This is a genomic window from Marivita sp., from assembly GCF_965656765.1.
Lineage (GTDB): Bacteria > Pseudomonadota > Alphaproteobacteria > Rhodobacterales > Rhodobacteraceae > Marivita.
In genome coordinates this window covers 36,088-51,795 of record NZ_CBFHLV010000016.1, presented here as the reverse complement: position 1 = coordinate 51,795, position 15,708 = coordinate 36,088, and the positions used below count along the sequence as shown (strand labels likewise).

Here is a 15,708-nt window from a genome sequence, read left to right as displayed (position 1 = left end):
ATACGGCTTCGGCTCGGATTGGTCAGTGCGGGCAAAACTGCGCGAGATCGGTGCGTTGAACCCACTTAATAGGGCCAGAAACAGACTATGATCGTTCTTGCAGGCGCTCTTCTCGGGTCTATCATCGGGGCCTTGACCGCCAAAAAGCGTAAAGGCAACCGGGCCGATATGTGGCAGTACGGGGCGGTCTATGCGATTGCGTTCTCGCTTGTCGGTCTGATCCTGACAATTGCCATCGAAAAGCTGGTATTCTGAGCGGGGATACGGTGCGTGAACGCATCGCGTGTTTCTTTTGACGGAAACACTTGGGGGCTCCGCCCCTGTCCGCCAAGGCGGACTCCCCCGAGGTATTTTGAAACCAGAGACCCCAGGACGGCTGGTCACGATGGCCACCGCTTGTTAGATCAGGGGTATGTTTGTTCCCTTTTTCGACACCCTGCGATCAACCGGCGTGCCTGTTTCCTTGCGCGAATACCTGAGCTTTCTTGAAGCCATGCGCGCAGGTCTTGCGACCTACGATCCAGAGGCGTTCTACTATCTTGCGCGCACCGCAATGGTCAAAGACGAACGCCATATCGACCGGTTTGACCGGGCTTTTGCCGAAGCTTTCAAAGGATTGGAAAGCCTCAGCGCCGAAGGCGTACTTGACGCGCTGGACCTGCCCGAAGACTGGCTGCGCAAGATGGCGGAAAAGCATCTGAGCGACGAAGAAAAGGCTGAGATCGAGGCGCTTGGCGGCTTTGACAAGCTGGTGGAAACGCTCAAGGAACGGCTCAAGGAACAGCAAGGTCGACATCAGGGCGGCAGCAAATGGGTCGGCACTGCTGGCACCTCGCCGTTTGGCGCTTATGGCTACAACCCAGAAGGCGTGCGCATCGGGCAGAACGAGTCCCGTCATCAGCGCGCGGTCAAGGTCTGGGACAAGCGCGAGTTTCGCAATCTGGATGACAGCGTCGAGCTTGGAACCCGCAACATAAAGGTCGCTTTGAAACGTCTGCGTCGCTGGGCGCGGGATGGGGCCAGCGAAGAGCTTGATCTGGATGGTACGATCCGGGCCACGGCCGAACATGGCTATCTTGATGTGCAAACACGGCCCGAAAAGCGCAACGCGGTCAAAGTGATCCTGTTTCTGGACATTGGCGGGTCGATGGACCCGCATGTAAAAGTGGTGGAAGAGTTGTTCTCTGCGGCGCGAGCAGAGTTCAAACATCTGGAACACTTTTACTTTCACAATTGCCTCTACGAAGGCGTTTGGAAAGACAATCGCCGCCGTTGGGATGCGCAGACGTCAACGATGGACGTGCTCAATACCTACGGGCCTGATTACAAATGTATCTTTGTCGGTGATGCCAGTATGTCGCCCTACGAGATCGCCTATGCCGGTGGTGCCAACGAGCATTGGAACGCTGAACCTGGTCAGGTCTGGCTCGAACGTGCGCGGCGGCAATGGCCGAACCATCTGTGGATCAATCCGACACAAGAGCGGCACTGGCAATATACCCAGTCCATCCAGATGATCCGTGAGATCTTTGAGGATGCGATGGTACCGATGACGCTTGACGGCATCAGCCGTGGCATCAAGGCGCTGGCGAAATGACTTCGGCCGTACGAGCACTTTGGAAAGACCACAAAGTGCTTCTGGCCGGGTTTGTTCTTGCCGTGGCCGTCATGCTGTTCTTCGGCTTCAGGTCAATCATGTTCTATGTGTACTGGGCCGATCCAGCCCATCGAGAAGAGCCGATCGCAGGGTGGATGACCCCAGGCTATGTTTCGCATTCTTGGGCCTTGCCCCCCACCCTGCTTCGAGAAACGCTGGCGATACCGCCGGAAGCGCGCCGCGTCACCATCAAAGCTCTTGCAGAAGAGCGTGGCGTCCCCACAAATGAGATCATTGGACAGATCGAAACAGCCATTGCAGCCTTTCAGGCCAATGATGTGAAGGTCAAACCTTGACTGACGCACTGTTCGGCCTTGTCGCGGATTATGGCGTCTGGATTCTGGCGGCTTCGTGTTACCTGTCATGCCTTTTGATCCCAATCCCGTCGTCCTTGTTGATGTTGGCTGGCGGCGCTTTCGTCGCCTCTGGTGACCTTGACGGCGGCACAGCCCTCGCGGGCGCATGGCTGGGTGCGGTTCTGGGCGATCAAACAGGGTTCGCATTTGGTCGCCGTTTTGGTCCATATCTTGAAAGGTTCGCGCGCCGGCGCCCATCGCGGCAACGGCTTTACACTCAAGCAACCGACACCCTTCGAAAGAAGGGTGAAATCGGCGTGTTTTTCAGCACCTGGCTTTTTGCCCCGTTGGGCCCTTGGGTCAATATGGTTGCAGGAGCCACCGGCCTGACCTGGATGCGCTTTGCGCTGTGGGACGCCGCCGGAGAAGCGATCTGGGTCTGCGGCTATATCGCCTTAGGCTACAGTTTTGCCGGGCAGCTGACCCTCGTGTCCGATTTGGCCTCAAGCATCTCAGGCTTTCTTGTTGCTGCGCTCATCGCCGCAGCTTTCGGGTGGGCATTGCTGAAGGCGCTGAACCACAAACGTGCACCAAACAAAAGTTTGGACCATGGTCCACACTGACCCCGGAACCGGCGCGTCCTGTCTGTCGTTGACCCTTGTAATGCAATGACATCAGGAGAAAGATCATGATCACCAAGACAGCAACAGCACATTGGACAGGTGGCCTCAAAGGCGGCACAGGCCAGATCTCAACAGAGTCGGGCGCTCTGTCCACGCAACCTTATGGCTTTAACACGAGGTTCGAAGAGAAGGCCGGAACAAACCCCGAGGAACTAATCGGTGCAGCCCATGCGGGGTGTTTTTCGATGGCGCTTTCAATGATCCTTGGCGACTTTGATGCCGTGGCCGATGATATCGACACTAAGGCGACCGTCAGTCTTGAGGAAAAAGATGGCGGCTTTGCAATTACCAAAATTCATCTTGATCTCACAGCCAAAATCCCGGGACTGAGCGAAGGTGATTTCCAAAAGGCCGCAACAACAGCCAAAGAAAACTGCCCGGTGTCCAAGGTTCTGGCCGGGGCGCAGATCACGATGGATGCCAAACTCACAAATTGAACCATCGGTGACCACAAAGCGCGGCGTTGCAGACGCGCCGCGCTTGTCGTGATGGCCCCAACAACCCATATCTAGAGTATGTTGAAACTCACCCCGATCCTTCTTGCGATTTTGTACGCGCTGGCAATGTACCATTTCTCGGTCTGGCGCACCAAACGCGAACTTGATGCTCAGTCTACTGAACTTGCGGATCCAAAACTGAAAGCATTGACCGACCGTTTGGCTGCGGCACTCGAATTGGATCGCATCCGCGTTCATATCTATGAAATCGACCCGGTTAACGGACTGGCAGCACCTGATGGGCGGATCTTCATCACGCGCGGATTTTACCGCAAATACCAGAATGGCGAAGTGACTGGAGAAGAGCTGGCAAGTGTGATCGCACACGAGTTGGGCCATGTCGCTTTGGGCCATACGCGACGTCGGATGATCGATTTTTCGGGCCAAAACGCCCTACGCACCGCCCTAGCGATGGTTCTGTCGAGGTTCTTGCCTGGCATCGGTGTTTTCATCGCCAACTCTATCGCCACGCTTCTCGCCGCACGCCTGTCGCGCGGAGATGAGTACGAGGCGGACGCCTACGCAGCCGCGCTTCTTCATAAAGCAGGTATTGGGATTACAGCGCAAAAGTCACTCTTCACCAAGCTGGATTCGCTCACGCAGTCCCGCTCTGGCGTCGTTCCCGCTTGGCTGATGTCACACCCTAAAACGGCCGAACGGATTGCCGCGTTGGAGAAGTTGGAATCGCGCTGGACCAATGTGACGACCTGAGCGTCTTCTTTTTCCAAATATGCACCACCAAGCTGTGGCATATGCGCAATGGCTGGCCGATGCCAGCGACACGACAAACCGCATTCATATCAAAGTGACCTTTGCCATCGCACGGTCCTGACCATTTATCTGAACTGTCACGCGATGCGGTCCCGGGTGAAGGGTAAATGTGGACGCACCACCCTTAAGCTTATGTGATTTCGTCAAAGTTACAGGTATGCCTCTCTTCAATTTTGCTGATTTCAGCTTAAACACCTTTTCGCCGGTCCGTCCGTTTGGACGGTGAAACGCGATCCGGTAGTCAACGAGCACCGACAGATCCTCTTTCGCGACAAGAGACACCGCAATCTGTAGCGCATCACCGATGGCCACGGGGTTTGGCGTTAACTCAACCGAAGCAGACAGTTCACGATCCTGAACATAACCCAACAAGCCCAACGCTCCCGGGTCACCGCGTTTGATCGCTGTCCGCAGCGCGTGACGCGTCATCCAATCCAACTCTTTCGGGGCTTGTCGTTTCTCCGAGGCCCACATCCTGAGCCGATCGACAACAAGGTCAGGAGCATGCCGTGTAAGATCGTTCATGTGGTTGGCAACGGACCGTGTCACATAGCGTGTCGGGTCCGCATGCAGCGCATCCAGAAACCGGACAGGCACACGCGGATCAAGGTCAATATTGGCCGCCCAAGGCAGACGTGGGCGCGTACCTTCGCTCACCAGCCGCCGTACATGGTAGTGTTCGTGATCCACCCACCGGTCCAGACGTGCAAGGGTCTTATCCGGCCAGCGGTTCAGGAAGGGACGAATATAGAACTCCATGGAGAACCGCTGTGTGGCGGTCTCTAGTAGATCAAGCGCCCGATCAGGGTGATCCTCCAACCCGTGACGCACGGCCAAAATACCGGGCACAGCGTGGATAAACCGGCCAAAATCTTCATCCGATTTATCCGGACTCAGCGCCGGAGGCATCGCCGCCTCCAATGCCTCGGCCATCGCGGGGAACCGTTTGGGCAGTTGCGCCTCAACGCAATCCGCCAACCAGTCGAGCCGTTCAAGCAACCCCCGCGACGCCATGCCCGCGAGGGCCTCTGATGTGAAACGCGCGGCATCGAACCCTGGAAGGACGGCGTATTCCCCCGCCAGATCACCGATGGTCTGGGCATTGAACAGTTGGTCTTTCAAGGAAAACCCTTGCGCCTGCCCCTTCCCGTCTGGTCCGCGCGCCATTGCTTAGATCGTGGCGTTGGTGCCGCCACCGTCGATCAGAACATTCTGGCCCACGATAAAGCCGGAATGCTGTGAACACAGGAATGCGCAGGTGGCGCCGAATTCCTGACGCGTGCCATAGCGGCGAGCCGGAATCGTGGCCTGACGGTTCTTGCGCGCGTCCTCAACAGAGATGCCCTGCGCCTTGGATACGCCGCCGTCCAGTTGATCGGCGCGGTCGGTCGCGTGGATGCCCGGAAGCAAGTTGTTCACGATCACACCGAATTCAGCCACCTGCCGCGCAGTTCCGGCGACATAGCCGGTCAGGCCGGTGCGGGCCGCGTTCGAAAGCCCAAGCGCCGGGATCGGTGCCTTGACGGATTGCGACGTGATATTCACCACCCGGCCCCAACCACGGTCTTTCATGCCTGGCATAAGAGCCGTCATCAGTGCAATCGGAGTGAGCATGTTGGAATCAAGCGCTTTAATAAAGTCATCGCGGTCCCAGTCAGACCAGATGCCCGGAGGCGGCCCACCAGCGTTGGTGACAAGGATGTCCACATCGCCCGCGGCCTCAAGAACCATGGCTCGCCCCTCTTCGCTGACGATATCAGCAGCCACAGTGACAACATCAACGCCGTAGGTCTTGCGGATCTCTTCAGCCGTTGCTTCAAGCGCCTCGGCGCCACGTGCGTTCATCACAAGGTTAACGCCGGCCTCTGCCAATGCTTCAGCACAGCCACGGCCCAACCCCTTGCTCGACGCACAGACGAGCGCCTTCTTTCCGCTGATCCCCAGATCCATTCGAACACTCCCAAATTTGGTCAAAATTGTCCGTGAAAAGCCACGGCCTGCCCATAGAGGTGCCACATTTCAAGTCGATCTTAAAGCCATGTCGGAGAGAACTCCTTCGGCGTGGGTTTTTAAGTGAGTAACCGTCTATGACTGCTGCGTCGAACCTTCAAACGAGTGAATTCAGAGCGTGCCCTGCTGAGGGCGTCCGCGCGGAATTCGGCGTGTGCCGTGGAGAACCTATCTGCCACATCCACGATTTGATCCTCGGCGACACGTTTCGACCCAAACGACATGCGACATGGACCAGAGTGCGGCCTGATGCACCAAATCCTGACGGTTTCACGATCGACCGCGCAGCAAACCTGCCCCAGCAAAAACTCCACGTCATTGCAGAGCTGATCTTTATGACAACGACCGGACGCAGACTTGATGTGTTTGCGACTGTCCTTGAAGGTCAGCTGTTCTTTGTGTCCGAAACCGAATTTCAGACTGGCGTGGAATATGTCCTGATCGACATCGAACAGCGCAACAACGTGTTTGTTCCCGCAATTGTTCCAACCGCAGCGCCTACCCAGGCGCCCGCCGCAGAAGCCCATTCCGTCGATTCGCGTTTGCGTCTGATCGGCTAATACCGCTTTCACAGTTCATGCGGCTTATAGACAAGCTGGCACGCGCCGCCTATACGCGCGGCCATGCTGGACACCGTTTCAAATCGCCCTGAATTGCCCGCCGAAATCGCTCGGCGGCGTACCTTTGCCATCATCTCGCACCCCGACGCGGGCAAGACGACGCTGACGGAAAAATTCCTGCTTTATGGTGGCGCGATCCAAATGGCCGGTCAGGTCCGCGCCAAAGGCGAAGCGCGGCGCACACGGTCAGACTTCATGAAGATGGAACAAGATCGGGGTATTTCGGTCTCGGCATCGGCAATGTCTTTCGATTTCAGGAACTTCCGCTTCAATCTTGTTGACACACCCGGCCACTCGGACTTTTCCGAAGACACCTATCGCACCCTCACAGCAGTGGATGCAGCAGTTATGGTGATCGACGGCGCAAAGGGTGTGGAAAGTCAGACACAAAAGCTTTTCGAAGTGTGCCGCCTACGCGATCTTCCGATCTTGACCTTCTGCAACAAGATGGACCGTGAGAGCCGCGATACCTTTGATATCATTGACGAGATTCAAGAAAACCTTGCCATCGACGTCACACCAGCCAGCTGGCCCATCGGTGTCGGGCGCGATTTTCTGGGCTGTTATGATCTGCTGCGCGACCGGTTAGAATTGATGGACCGCGCCGACCGCAACAAGGTGGCTGAAAGCATCGCAATCGAAGGTCTCGACGATCCTAAACTTGACGAGAACATTCCCGAGCATCTGCTTGAAAAACTGCGCGAAGAAGTCGAAATGGCCCGCGAATTGTTGCCCAAACTGAACCCGCAAGCGGTGCTTGAAGGACATATGACACCGATTTGGTTCGGCTCTGCGATCAATTCATTCGGCGTCAAGGAACTGATGGATGGCATTGGAACCTATGGGCCGGAACCACAGCCACAAAAAGCAACGCCAAGACAAATTCTACCAGAAGAAACAAAGGTTTCCGGCTTTGTCTTCAAAGTTCAGGCGAACATGGATCCCAAACATCGCGACCGCGTGGCGTTCGTGCGTTTGGCCTCGGGGCACTTTAGCCGTGGCATGAAGATGACCCATGTGCGGTCCAAAAAACCGATGTCGATCACGAACCCGGTACTGTTTCTGGCGTCAGACCGGGAACTGGCAGAAGAGGCTTGGGCAGGTGACATCATTGGTATTCCCAACCACGGGCAGTTGCGCATCGGTGACACGCTGACCGAAGGTGAGGCGCTCAAAGTGACTGGCATCCCTTCCTTTGCGCCGGAACTGCTGCAAACCGTGCGTGCAGGCGATCCCATGAAGGCCAAGCATCTGGAAAAGGCGTTGATGCAATTCGCCGAAGAAGGTGCTGCCAAAGTGTTCAAGCCGATGATCGGATCGGGCTTTATCGTGGGTGTCGTCGGCGCACTGCAATTTGAAGTATTGGGCAGCCGGATCGAACTGGAATACGGTCTGCCAGTGCGCTTTGAGGCGTCGCAATTCACTTCGGCTCGTTGGGTACATGGCGAAAAGGCAGAAGTGGACAAGCTGGTGAACGCCAACAAACAGCATATGGCAGAGGATAACGACGGCGATGTCGTCTACCTCACGCGACTTCAATGGGACATCGACCGCATCGCGCGCGACTATCCCGATGTGACCCTTTCAGCGACCAAGGAAATGATGGTCTGATCCAAGCATGGGCGAACGGTCGTGGGTCTGAGATTTGTAAGTCTCGGCCCCATTCGTCTTTGAAGATGCTCGTTGTATAGCATTTCGAAATGCCCTTTTTCGTTGATTGTGCAGCGCCGAAACGGCACTCTGGTGGCATGAGCAGTAAAAAAAAGGCGCCAAACCCGGCCTATCCCGGTGGACTGGCAGGTATCCTGAAACAGATGAACGCACGCCGTGCGCCACTTGGGTTTGCCAAGGGCGAAGCGCTGCCACCGCTGGATTGCGACCTCGACCAGATCGCCAAGACCCGTATTGCCGTTCCCGACGAGCGTACTCGGTCTGTTTCGGACAATTCTCGCAAGATCTGGGAAATCGCCCGAGAATTGCAGGGGCAGAACGGTCTTCTGCACCTGAACGGTCTTCTTATCGCGCATCTTCGGAAACGCAGCCAGCCTGCGCACACTGCTGATCTTTTTTTGCGGCTTTGGACCGAGCAGTCCAATCAGCTGCTCCGCGACATGGATCTACGCTGGAAGGTGTCGAGCCTGACCACATTTGGCGACCATGGCAAAACACCTGCTCAACGCAGCGCAGGTCTTGCCCTATCGACCCTATTCGGCGCCATGAAGTTCTATGAAAGTGAACGCCTGTTTTCGGGCCGAGACGCAGACCGGCCCTTTACCTTGGACGGTCGTGCCACCGGGCCCCTGCCGCTGGAGATGAATGCCTTTTCGCTCGCCGATGGGGGGCTGGACGTCAACATGATTGGACGCCTTTGGGAAGAAGCCGACACTGATCCGGTGATCCGGCCCTTGGCGCATGACATGCTGCAACGCCTGATTGACGATCCGCGCACCGTGTTTCGGCGCATGCAGCGCCTGCGCGCCCGCAAATTGCGCCGCATGGAACAGGCTTCGGCGGCAACCGAGGTCGGCAGCGGCGTGACCGTCGCAGTGAACAAAGCGCCATCCAAAACACCCCGCTGGGGCTTGGTTTGCACAACCAATGCGCCACTTATTGATGTGGCACGGTTCGTGGCGCACCACCTCGATATCGGTGCATCACACATCTATCTTTACCTCGACGCGCCGGACCCAGAGGTAACCGGATTGATGCAGTCGCACCCAAACGTCACCGTGACCCAGTGCGATGCTGCCTATTGGAAGAAGATGGGCAAGAACCGCCCAGAAGCACACCAGCTGCGCCAGACGTTCAATGCCACCCGTGCGCTGCGCGAGGCTCAGTCACATCTTGATTGGCTTGGCCATATCGACACTGACGAGTTCATCCTGAGCAGCAAGAAAATGACCACTGCGCTGAAATCCGTACCAGATACCATGGCCGGAGCACGGCTGTACCCCGCAGAGGCTTTGGCAGCGCCAGTCAGTGGCAACATCCCCAAACACTTCAAGCTGCGCACCACCGCCGAAGGCGTCGCGACCAGCGCAATCACCGATATTTACCCAACCTTCGGCAGCTACGTCAGAGGCGGGTTTCTGAGTCATCTGGCCGGAAAGGTCTTTGCCCGCACCGGTCTGGGCGACATTCGCCTTGCCATTCATCGCTTGCGGGTCAAAGGCGAGGATGTGCTTAACACAGCACCGATCGAAGGGGCCTATGTCGGCCACCTGCATGCGCCCGATTGGGACAGCTTTATCACCAAACTTGATTTCCGGCAGACCAAAGGATCCTACCGGGTCAAATCCGAAGACGCGTTAAAAAACATCGGCCATCTGCTGCAATATCTGCGCGACGAGGAAGGCGAAGCCGGGTTGCAGCAGTTCTTTGAAGAGATGTGCCGCGACAGCACAGAGCTTCGCGGCCGGTTGAAAAAGCATGGTCTGCTTCTGACCCCAAAGTTCGATCCTGATGCGTCAGTCGAAAAGGTTTTTGGCATTCGCGTGGACCGTTGAAGCACTAGAAACAATCCTATCGCATACGGTAAGATTGTTGCGACTTGGCCACCAATACAGCACGCACTAAGGCACTTCAGCGCAGACAAAGCCACACTCATTGACCCGCCCGCGTTCCACGAGTACATACGCGGGCAGATCGTGACTGTGGAGTACCACAGGGTCAAACGGACCGGATCGCAACAGACGCACGGGCGCAGTCAGTCCGTGAACAACGGATACACATGACAAAATTTTCTGAGTTGAACCTCAACCCGAAAGTCCTGAAAGCTGTCGAAGAAGCCGGCTACGATACCCCCACGCCCATCCAGGCTGGCGCTATTCCACCCGCTCTTGAAGGTCGCGACGTTCTTGGCATCGCACAGACCGGCACCGGCAAAACGGCAAGCTTTACGCTCCCGATGATTACCTTGCTGGCCCGTGGTCGCGCCCGCGCTCGTATGCCGCGCAGCCTGGTGCTGTGTCCGACGCGCGAACTGGCCGCACAGGTCGCCGAAAACTTCGACACCTACGCCAAGCACGTCAAACTGACCAAAGCGCTGTTGATTGGTGGTGTCAGTTTTAAGGAACAAGACGCACTGATCGACAAAGGTGTGGATGTTCTGATCGCCACGCCGGGTCGTCTTCTGGACCATTTCGAACGCGGTAAGCTCCTTTTGACCGGTGTGCAGGTGATGGTTGTCGATGAGGCCGACCGGATGCTTGATATGGGTTTCATCCCTGACATCGAACGCATCTTCTCGCTCACCCCGTTCACGCGCCAGACGTTGTTTTTCTCGGCAACAATGGCTTCTGAGATTGAACGGATTACAAACACATTCCTGTCCGCTCCGGCCCGGATCGAAGTGGCCCGTCAGTCTTCGGCATCCGAGACCATTGAACAGGGCGTCGTGATGTTCAAGGCATCACGTCGCGACCGCGAAGGCACAGAAAAGCGCGCCTTGCTGCGCAAAATGATCGATGGAGAAGGCGATGCCTGCTCGAACGCGATCATCTTCTGCAACCGCAAGTCGGATGTGGATATTGTCGCCAAGTCGCTCAAGAAATACGGTTTGGATGCAGCGCCGATCCACGGGGATTTGGATCAATCGCAGCGCACAAAAACGCTGGATGGGTTTCGCGAAGGCACATTGCGTTTTCTGGTGGCCTCTGACGTTGCCGCGCGCGGACTTGATGTGCCTGCAGTGAGCCACGTTTTCAACTTTGATGTGCCAAGCCACGCCGAAGATTACGTGCACCGCATCGGGCGCACGGGCCGCGCCGGTCGCGAAGGCAAGGCGATGATGATCTGTGCGCCGAAGGACGAAAAGAACTTCGATGCGATTGAACGGCTGCTTCAAAAAGCCATCCCGCGGATCGACAATCCTTTGGCTCAGACCGAAGTAGAGGCTCCTGCCGAAGCATCGGACGACAATAAAGAGAGCAAACCGCGCCGGTCACGGGGAGGACGCGGTCGGTCCAAGTCGTCCGATAAGGCAACAGGCCAACAGGTGGAAGCACAAGAGGCGGCATCGGTTGAAGCGCCCAAAGAGGCCAGCTCTCAGCCGGTTCAAGATACCACGGCGCAAAAGCCAGACCACGACAAATCCCGGAACAATCGCAATCGTCGCAATGATCGCGGCGGACGGGATAACAACGTAGTAGGTATGGGCGATCACATGCCGTCGTTTATCGCCAAAAGCTTTGACGAAAGACGCGCTGGCTGAAGCATGCGGGACTCGTTTCCGTTAAACGAAACGCGTCGACACATAGCCAGCCTAGATCGGCCGTAGAATCTCCTGACAGATGCCAGGTAAATCCCTGAATTCGCCAAACGTGCGGTCATGTGGGATCTGGTCGATCGGTTTGGTTCGAATGCCTTCGGTGAAAAATGCAAACGGCACCCCTGCCCGCTGTGCGGTTTCGGCGTCAACGTCACTGTCTCCGACATAAACACCGTTTGTTGCGCCCATCGTTTCGAACGCCAAATGCAAAGGCGCAGGGTCTGGCTTACGTACAGCAAGCGTGTCACCAGCGACGATGACATCGAACCATTTTGCCAAATCAAGTGCATCCAACACAGTGGCAAGCGGCCCACCCGGTTTATTCGTGCAGATCCCCAGCTTGAAACCATCAGCTTTAAGCGCCTTGACTGCCTCCAAAGCCCCCGGAAACACCGTCGTCAATCCGGTGCTGGCTTTGTAATGTGTTATGAATTCCGCCATGAGCGTATCGTACTGCGCACCGTCCAGCGTTGTGGCCGCAATCAAACGGTCCAGAAACACACGTTCGCCCATCCCGACAAAACTGCCAATTTGCGCTTGCGGCAAAGACGCAAGCCCGTGATCCGACAGCAGCGCATTCGCTGCTGCCGCAATGTCGGGAAGGCTGTCGATCAGCGTTCCATCTAAATCGAACACAACTGCGCGGGTCATGCGAGCCTGCTGATCACTATAGTCACTTCTGGCTTTTTGCCGATCTCGTTTTGAGTGGTCTGACGCGCAACCCGACGCAAGCCTTCTTCAAGCTTGTCATCATCGGTAATCGTCTTGGCCCCAGCCCGTCCGATGAACTGCGACAGGTCTTCCTCAAGCGCATCAACCAACGGTGCATTGCTCCTGCCCATTTCTGACAGCCCCATGACTTCACACCACGGCTCGCCCAAAAGCTCGTCATCCTCATCCAGAATGACAGTGACGATCACATGACCATTAAGCGCCATGCGGATCCGGTCTCGCACAATCCCGTCCAAAGCCCCAATCTTGACCGACCCGTCCAGATAGGTCCGCCCTGTGTCGACATATTCAGCGACGCTTGGTTCATTGCCGCTCAGGTCGAGCATCATGCCGTTCACAGCCAACACACCTTTACGACCTGCTGCACCTGCGACTTTGACATGCTCACGCAGATGACGATGTTCGCCGTGCATCGGAACGACCAACTGCGGATTGACAACCGTGTGCATGATTTCCAAATCGGGTCGGTTTGCGTGGCCCGACACATGGTACTTGCCCGAACTGTCATCGACCACGTCCACCCCTTGTTCGGAAAATGCGTTTATGATGTTGATCACACCACGTTCATTGCCGGGAATGGTCTTCGACGAGAACAAGAACAAATCGCCCTCGGCCATAGTCAATCCCTGAAACTTACCCCGTGCCAATTGCGCCGATGCCGCGCGGCGTTCACCTTGGCTGCCGGTTACAATCAGCATCAGGTTCTCGCGCGGGATTTGCGTTGCCTCTTCTGGGCTTACCACGGTCGGGAAATCGGCCAAAACACCCGTTTTGATCGACGCTTCAATCATCCGTCGCATCGCACGCCCCAACAGGCACACCGACCGACCGGCGCGCTGTGCCGCTTCTGCCAAAGTCTTGACCCTTGCCACGTTGGACGCAAATGTCGTCGCCACAACCATGCCTGTCGCATCACGCACAAGCGTTTCGATTTCGGGACCGACCGTCGCTTCTGACCTGCCTTCGTGCAAAGAGAACACGTTTGTTGAATCGCAGATCAATGCCTTCACGCCCGCTTTGCCGATATCTTCCCACAATTGGCGGTCAAAGGCTTCACCTACCACGGGCGTTTCGTCGATCTTGAAATCGCCAGAATGCACCAAGCGGCCCTGCGGCGTGTCGATCACAAGTCCCGAGCTTTCGGGGATCGAGTGCGAAATCGGCAGGAACCCAACCTTGAACGGCCCAGCCTCAACAACTTCGGGCCATGGCGATACGGTGCGCACGGTTTCAGGCGACTGGCCCGCGTCTTCCATCTTGAGTCGTGCAATGTGTGCCGTGAAGGCTCGCGCATAAATCGGCGCACCAAGATCATCCCAGAAATGCCCAACTGCGCCGACATGGTCTTCATGCGCGTGGGTGATAAAGATTGCCTCAAGCCGGTTGCGCCGTTCTCTCAGCCAAGTAATATCAGGCAGGATCAGATCGACCCCGGGCGTGCCGTCCATGTCGGGGAAAGTCACCCCCAAATCGACAAGGATCAGGCGCTCCTCACCCGGCTTACCGTAGCCATAGACATAGGCATTCATGCCAATTTCGCCGGCCCCGCCAAGGGGCAGGTAGATGATCCGTTCACCGCTCATGATTTATCCGTTTTCTTTGTTGTGAGAATGGATGACCGTAAGACCATGCATGGTCAGATCATCTTCAATCGTGTCAAATAGCAGTTCACCCTGCGCGAACAAGGGCGCGAGCCCCCCCGTGCCGATGACCTTCATTGGTTTGCCGTATTCCGCCTTGATCCGCGTGGTGATGCCCTGAATCAACCCCACATACCCCCAGAACACACCAGATTGGATACAAGCCACGGTGTTGGTACCGATCACGCGCTCAGGTTGCGAGATATCCACATGCGGTAGCGCCGCAGCTCCCTGATGCAGCGCTTCGAGCGACAGGTTTACGCCGGGTGCAATCACACCACCAACGTAGGCGCCATCTTCGGCAACCACGTCAAAGTTTGTCGCGGTCCCAAAATCGACGACCACCACATCGCCGCCGTGCCGATCAAAGGCACCCGCAGCATTGGCCAGACGGTCTGGCCCTACCCCGGTGCCAGCATCAACCCGCGGCGCATGTGGCAACAGGCATTCCGGCTTGCCCACCACAATAGGCCGAACACCGAAAAACCGGTCGGCAAAGACGCGTAGGTTCCAGACCACGCGCGGCACCGTCGACGAGATGATCACATCCGAGATGTCCGCCTCGATGTCGTAATGCTTGATCAACGTCGAGAACCAAGTGAAATAAGCATCCGCAGTGCGCCCGTGATGGGTCGAGGTGCGCAAGGTGCACAAAAACCGCGTCCCGTCCCAGATCGAGAACACGGTATTGGTATTGCCGCAATCAATACACAGAAGCATCGCCCTGCTCCTCAAAAGAAAATATCCGCCGCCGCGATCGCCTGACGACCTGTCCTAGTGTTTAAGACGATCCGGCCCTCGGCGTCCACGGTCTCGAAAGTGCCGATGACCTCACGCTCGCCCATGCGAGCTGTGATCGCCTCACCCAAACGGGCCGCCCGCGACAACCATGCCTCGCGAATCGGAGCGAACCCATAGGTTATGAACTGCGCATCATGGCGCGCAAAGGCAGTTGCGAGCATGTCCAAGAACACCTCTTGCCCCACCTCAACCCCCATCGCGGACAAGACTGACACCGGTGGTACTGCACGCTCCTCTACCGCAGACATGTCTGGGGCTTCGACAAGATTCACACCAATGCCAATCGCCAGATGCGCACCAAGGCTCTCAAGCAGGATGCCCGCCACCTTGCCGCCGGTCAAAAGCACATCGTTCGGCCATTTCAGTGCAAGACCGTCAACCCGGCCCGACACAGCAACCAGCGCATCAAACAACGCAAGAGCCGCCACAAAACTGCGCAGGGCACGCTGATCCGGTGCGTCTGATGTCGGGATCACCAAGGTTGCTGCGAAATTGCCTTTTGGGTTGACCCAAGCCCGCCCGCGCCGCCCGCGCGCGGCAGTCTGTTCCAACGCACAAATCCAAGTCGGACCCGTCAACCTACTGGCCTGCCGCGCCGCTTCGAGCATGGTGCTGTCGACCTCGGCAAGCACCCGGCGCTCATATCCCAAGGGCCACTCAGACAAGACCACCTGCTCCTTCATCTTGCCTGCCAAACTCCCGCCGGAGGCATCGCGCCCCGCGCAGCGGGGT

Annotated in this window: 16 protein-coding genes; 10 read left to right on the top strand and 6 right to left on the bottom strand. The window is 56.9% G+C overall.

Annotation, left to right across the window (positions count from 1 at the left end):
* Positions 1-87 precede the first annotated feature (87 nt).
* From ACTG4M_RS06985 to ACTG4M_RS06960, 6 genes are all read left to right on the top strand, one after another.
* Positions 88-255, top strand: a complete 168-nt coding sequence (locus ACTG4M_RS06985) for an apolipoprotein acyltransferase (RefSeq protein ID WP_439122926.1) — start codon at positions 88-90, stop codon at positions 253-255.
* 157 nt (positions 256-412) lie between these two features.
* Entirely contained in the window at positions 413-1,597 is a 1,185-nt protein-coding gene (locus ACTG4M_RS06980) for a vWA domain-containing protein (protein ID WP_439122925.1), read from the top strand.
* Positions 1,594-1,953 carry a hypothetical protein gene (locus ACTG4M_RS06975; protein ID WP_439122924.1) on the top strand — a complete coding sequence of 120 codons (360 nt, stop codon included), beginning with the start codon at positions 1,594-1,596 and terminating at the stop codon, positions 1,951-1,953. The genes ACTG4M_RS06980 and ACTG4M_RS06975 overlap by 4 nt, the downstream gene beginning before the upstream one ends.
* Complete coding sequence (locus tag ACTG4M_RS06970) at positions 1,950-2,576, top strand: DedA family protein (RefSeq protein WP_439122923.1); 627 nt, start codon at positions 1,950-1,952, stop codon at positions 2,574-2,576. The genes ACTG4M_RS06975 and ACTG4M_RS06970 overlap by 4 nt, the downstream gene beginning before the upstream one ends.
* A gap of 65 nt (positions 2,577-2,641) precedes the next feature.
* Complete coding sequence (locus tag ACTG4M_RS06965) at positions 2,642-3,073, top strand: OsmC family protein (protein WP_439122922.1); 432 nt, start codon at positions 2,642-2,644, stop codon at positions 3,071-3,073.
* 78 nt (positions 3,074-3,151) lie between these two features.
* Positions 3,152-3,844 carry a M48 family metalloprotease gene (locus ACTG4M_RS06960; protein ID WP_439122921.1) on the top strand — a complete coding sequence of 231 codons (693 nt, stop codon included), beginning with the start codon at positions 3,152-3,154 and terminating at the stop codon, positions 3,842-3,844.
* An 84-nt stretch (positions 3,845-3,928) separates the two neighbouring features.
* Here ACTG4M_RS06960 and ACTG4M_RS06955 read toward each other — a convergent pair whose 3' ends face one another.
* Together ACTG4M_RS06955 and ACTG4M_RS06950 are read right to left on the bottom strand one after the other, a co-directional pair.
* Positions 3,929-5,071 carry a hypothetical protein gene (locus ACTG4M_RS06955; RefSeq protein ID WP_439122920.1) on the bottom strand — a complete coding sequence of 381 codons (1,143 nt, stop codon included), beginning with the start codon at positions 5,069-5,071 and terminating at the stop codon, positions 3,929-3,931.
* A gap of 3 nt (positions 5,072-5,074) precedes the next feature.
* The gene (locus ACTG4M_RS06950) at positions 5,075-5,854 is read right to left on the bottom strand and encodes an SDR family oxidoreductase (protein ID WP_439122919.1); all 780 of its coding nucleotides are present in this window, start codon (positions 5,852-5,854) and stop codon (positions 5,075-5,077) included.
* A gap of 137 nt (positions 5,855-5,991) precedes the next feature.
* On the opposite strand from ACTG4M_RS06950, the gene ACTG4M_RS06945 reads away from it, so the two are divergent.
* The 4 genes from ACTG4M_RS06945 (at position 5,992) to ACTG4M_RS06930 (ending at position 11,746) form a co-directional block, all read left to right on the top strand.
* On the top strand, positions 5,992-6,474 hold the full coding sequence (locus tag ACTG4M_RS06945) for a hypothetical protein (RefSeq protein ID WP_439122918.1): 483 nt from the start codon (positions 5,992-5,994) through the stop codon (positions 6,472-6,474).
* A 63-nt stretch (positions 6,475-6,537) separates the two neighbouring features.
* Positions 6,538-8,145, top strand: coding sequence for a peptide chain release factor 3 (locus tag ACTG4M_RS06940; RefSeq protein ID WP_439122917.1), 1,608 nt, complete (start codon positions 6,538-6,540; stop codon positions 8,143-8,145).
* 137 nt (positions 8,146-8,282) lie between these two features.
* The gene (locus tag ACTG4M_RS06935; protein ID WP_439122916.1) at positions 8,283-10,040 is read left to right on the top strand and encodes a glycosyltransferase family 2 protein; all 1,758 of its coding nucleotides are present in this window, start codon (positions 8,283-8,285) and stop codon (positions 10,038-10,040) included.
* Between the two features lie 224 nt (positions 10,041-10,264).
* Positions 10,265-11,746 carry a DEAD/DEAH box helicase gene (locus ACTG4M_RS06930; RefSeq protein ID WP_439122915.1) on the top strand — a complete coding sequence of 494 codons (1,482 nt, stop codon included), beginning with the start codon at positions 10,265-10,267 and terminating at the stop codon, positions 11,744-11,746.
* Positions 11,747-11,797: 51 nt separating this feature from the next.
* Here ACTG4M_RS06930 and gph read toward each other — a convergent pair whose 3' ends face one another.
* The 4 genes from gph to ACTG4M_RS06910 are packed head-to-tail and all read right to left on the bottom strand — an operon-like array spanning position 11,798 to position 15,641.
* Positions 11,798-12,454, bottom strand: a complete 657-nt coding sequence (gene gph / locus ACTG4M_RS06925; protein WP_439122914.1) for a phosphoglycolate phosphatase — start codon at positions 12,452-12,454, stop codon at positions 11,798-11,800.
* Complete coding sequence (locus tag ACTG4M_RS06920) at positions 12,451-14,118, bottom strand: ribonuclease J (protein ID WP_439122913.1); 1,668 nt, start codon at positions 14,116-14,118, stop codon at positions 12,451-12,453. Before ACTG4M_RS06920 ends, gph begins: the two co-directional genes overlap by 4 nt.
* 3 nt (positions 14,119-14,121) lie before the next feature.
* On the bottom strand, positions 14,122-14,895 hold the full coding sequence (locus ACTG4M_RS06915; RefSeq protein WP_439122912.1) for a type III pantothenate kinase: 774 nt from the start codon (positions 14,893-14,895) through the stop codon (positions 14,122-14,124).
* An 11-nt stretch (positions 14,896-14,906) separates the two neighbouring features.
* Positions 14,907-15,641, bottom strand: a complete 735-nt coding sequence (locus tag ACTG4M_RS06910; RefSeq protein WP_439122911.1) for a biotin--[acetyl-CoA-carboxylase] ligase — start codon at positions 15,639-15,641, stop codon at positions 14,907-14,909.
* Positions 15,642-15,708 lie beyond the last annotated feature (67 nt).

Coding starts and splice junctions, on each gene's coding strand:
- ACTG4M_RS06985 (WP_439122926.1), top strand. CDS start 88: ATGATCGTTCTTGCAGGCGCTCTTCTCGGGTCTATCATCGGGGCCTTG.
- ACTG4M_RS06980 (WP_439122925.1), top strand. CDS start 413: ATGTTTGTTCCCTTTTTCGACACCCTGCGATCAACCGGCGTGCCTGTT.
- ACTG4M_RS06975 (WP_439122924.1), top strand. CDS start 1,594: ATGACTTCGGCCGTACGAGCACTTTGGAAAGACCACAAAGTGCTTCTG.
- ACTG4M_RS06965 (WP_439122922.1), top strand. CDS start 2,642: ATGATCACCAAGACAGCAACAGCACATTGGACAGGTGGCCTCAAAGGC.
- ACTG4M_RS06960 (WP_439122921.1), top strand. CDS start 3,152: ATGTTGAAACTCACCCCGATCCTTCTTGCGATTTTGTACGCGCTGGCA.
- ACTG4M_RS06955 (WP_439122920.1), bottom strand. CDS start 5,071: ATGGCGCGCGGACCAGACGGGAAGGGGCAGGCGCAAGGGTTTTCCTTG.
- ACTG4M_RS06950 (WP_439122919.1), bottom strand. CDS start 5,854: ATGGATCTGGGGATCAGCGGAAAGAAGGCGCTCGTCTGTGCGTCGAGC.
- ACTG4M_RS06945 (WP_439122918.1), top strand. CDS start 5,992: ATGACTGCTGCGTCGAACCTTCAAACGAGTGAATTCAGAGCGTGCCCT.
- ACTG4M_RS06940 (WP_439122917.1), top strand. CDS start 6,538: ATGCTGGACACCGTTTCAAATCGCCCTGAATTGCCCGCCGAAATCGCT.
- ACTG4M_RS06935 (WP_439122916.1), top strand. CDS start 8,283: ATGAGCAGTAAAAAAAAGGCGCCAAACCCGGCCTATCCCGGTGGACTG.
- ACTG4M_RS06930 (WP_439122915.1), top strand. CDS start 10,265: ATGACAAAATTTTCTGAGTTGAACCTCAACCCGAAAGTCCTGAAAGCT.
- gph (WP_439122914.1), bottom strand. CDS start 12,454: ATGACCCGCGCAGTTGTGTTCGATTTAGATGGAACGCTGATCGACAGC.
- ACTG4M_RS06920 (WP_439122913.1), bottom strand. CDS start 14,118: ATGAGCGGTGAACGGATCATCTACCTGCCCCTTGGCGGGGCCGGCGAA.
- ACTG4M_RS06915 (WP_439122912.1), bottom strand. CDS start 14,895: ATGCTTCTGTGTATTGATTGCGGCAATACCAATACCGTGTTCTCGATC.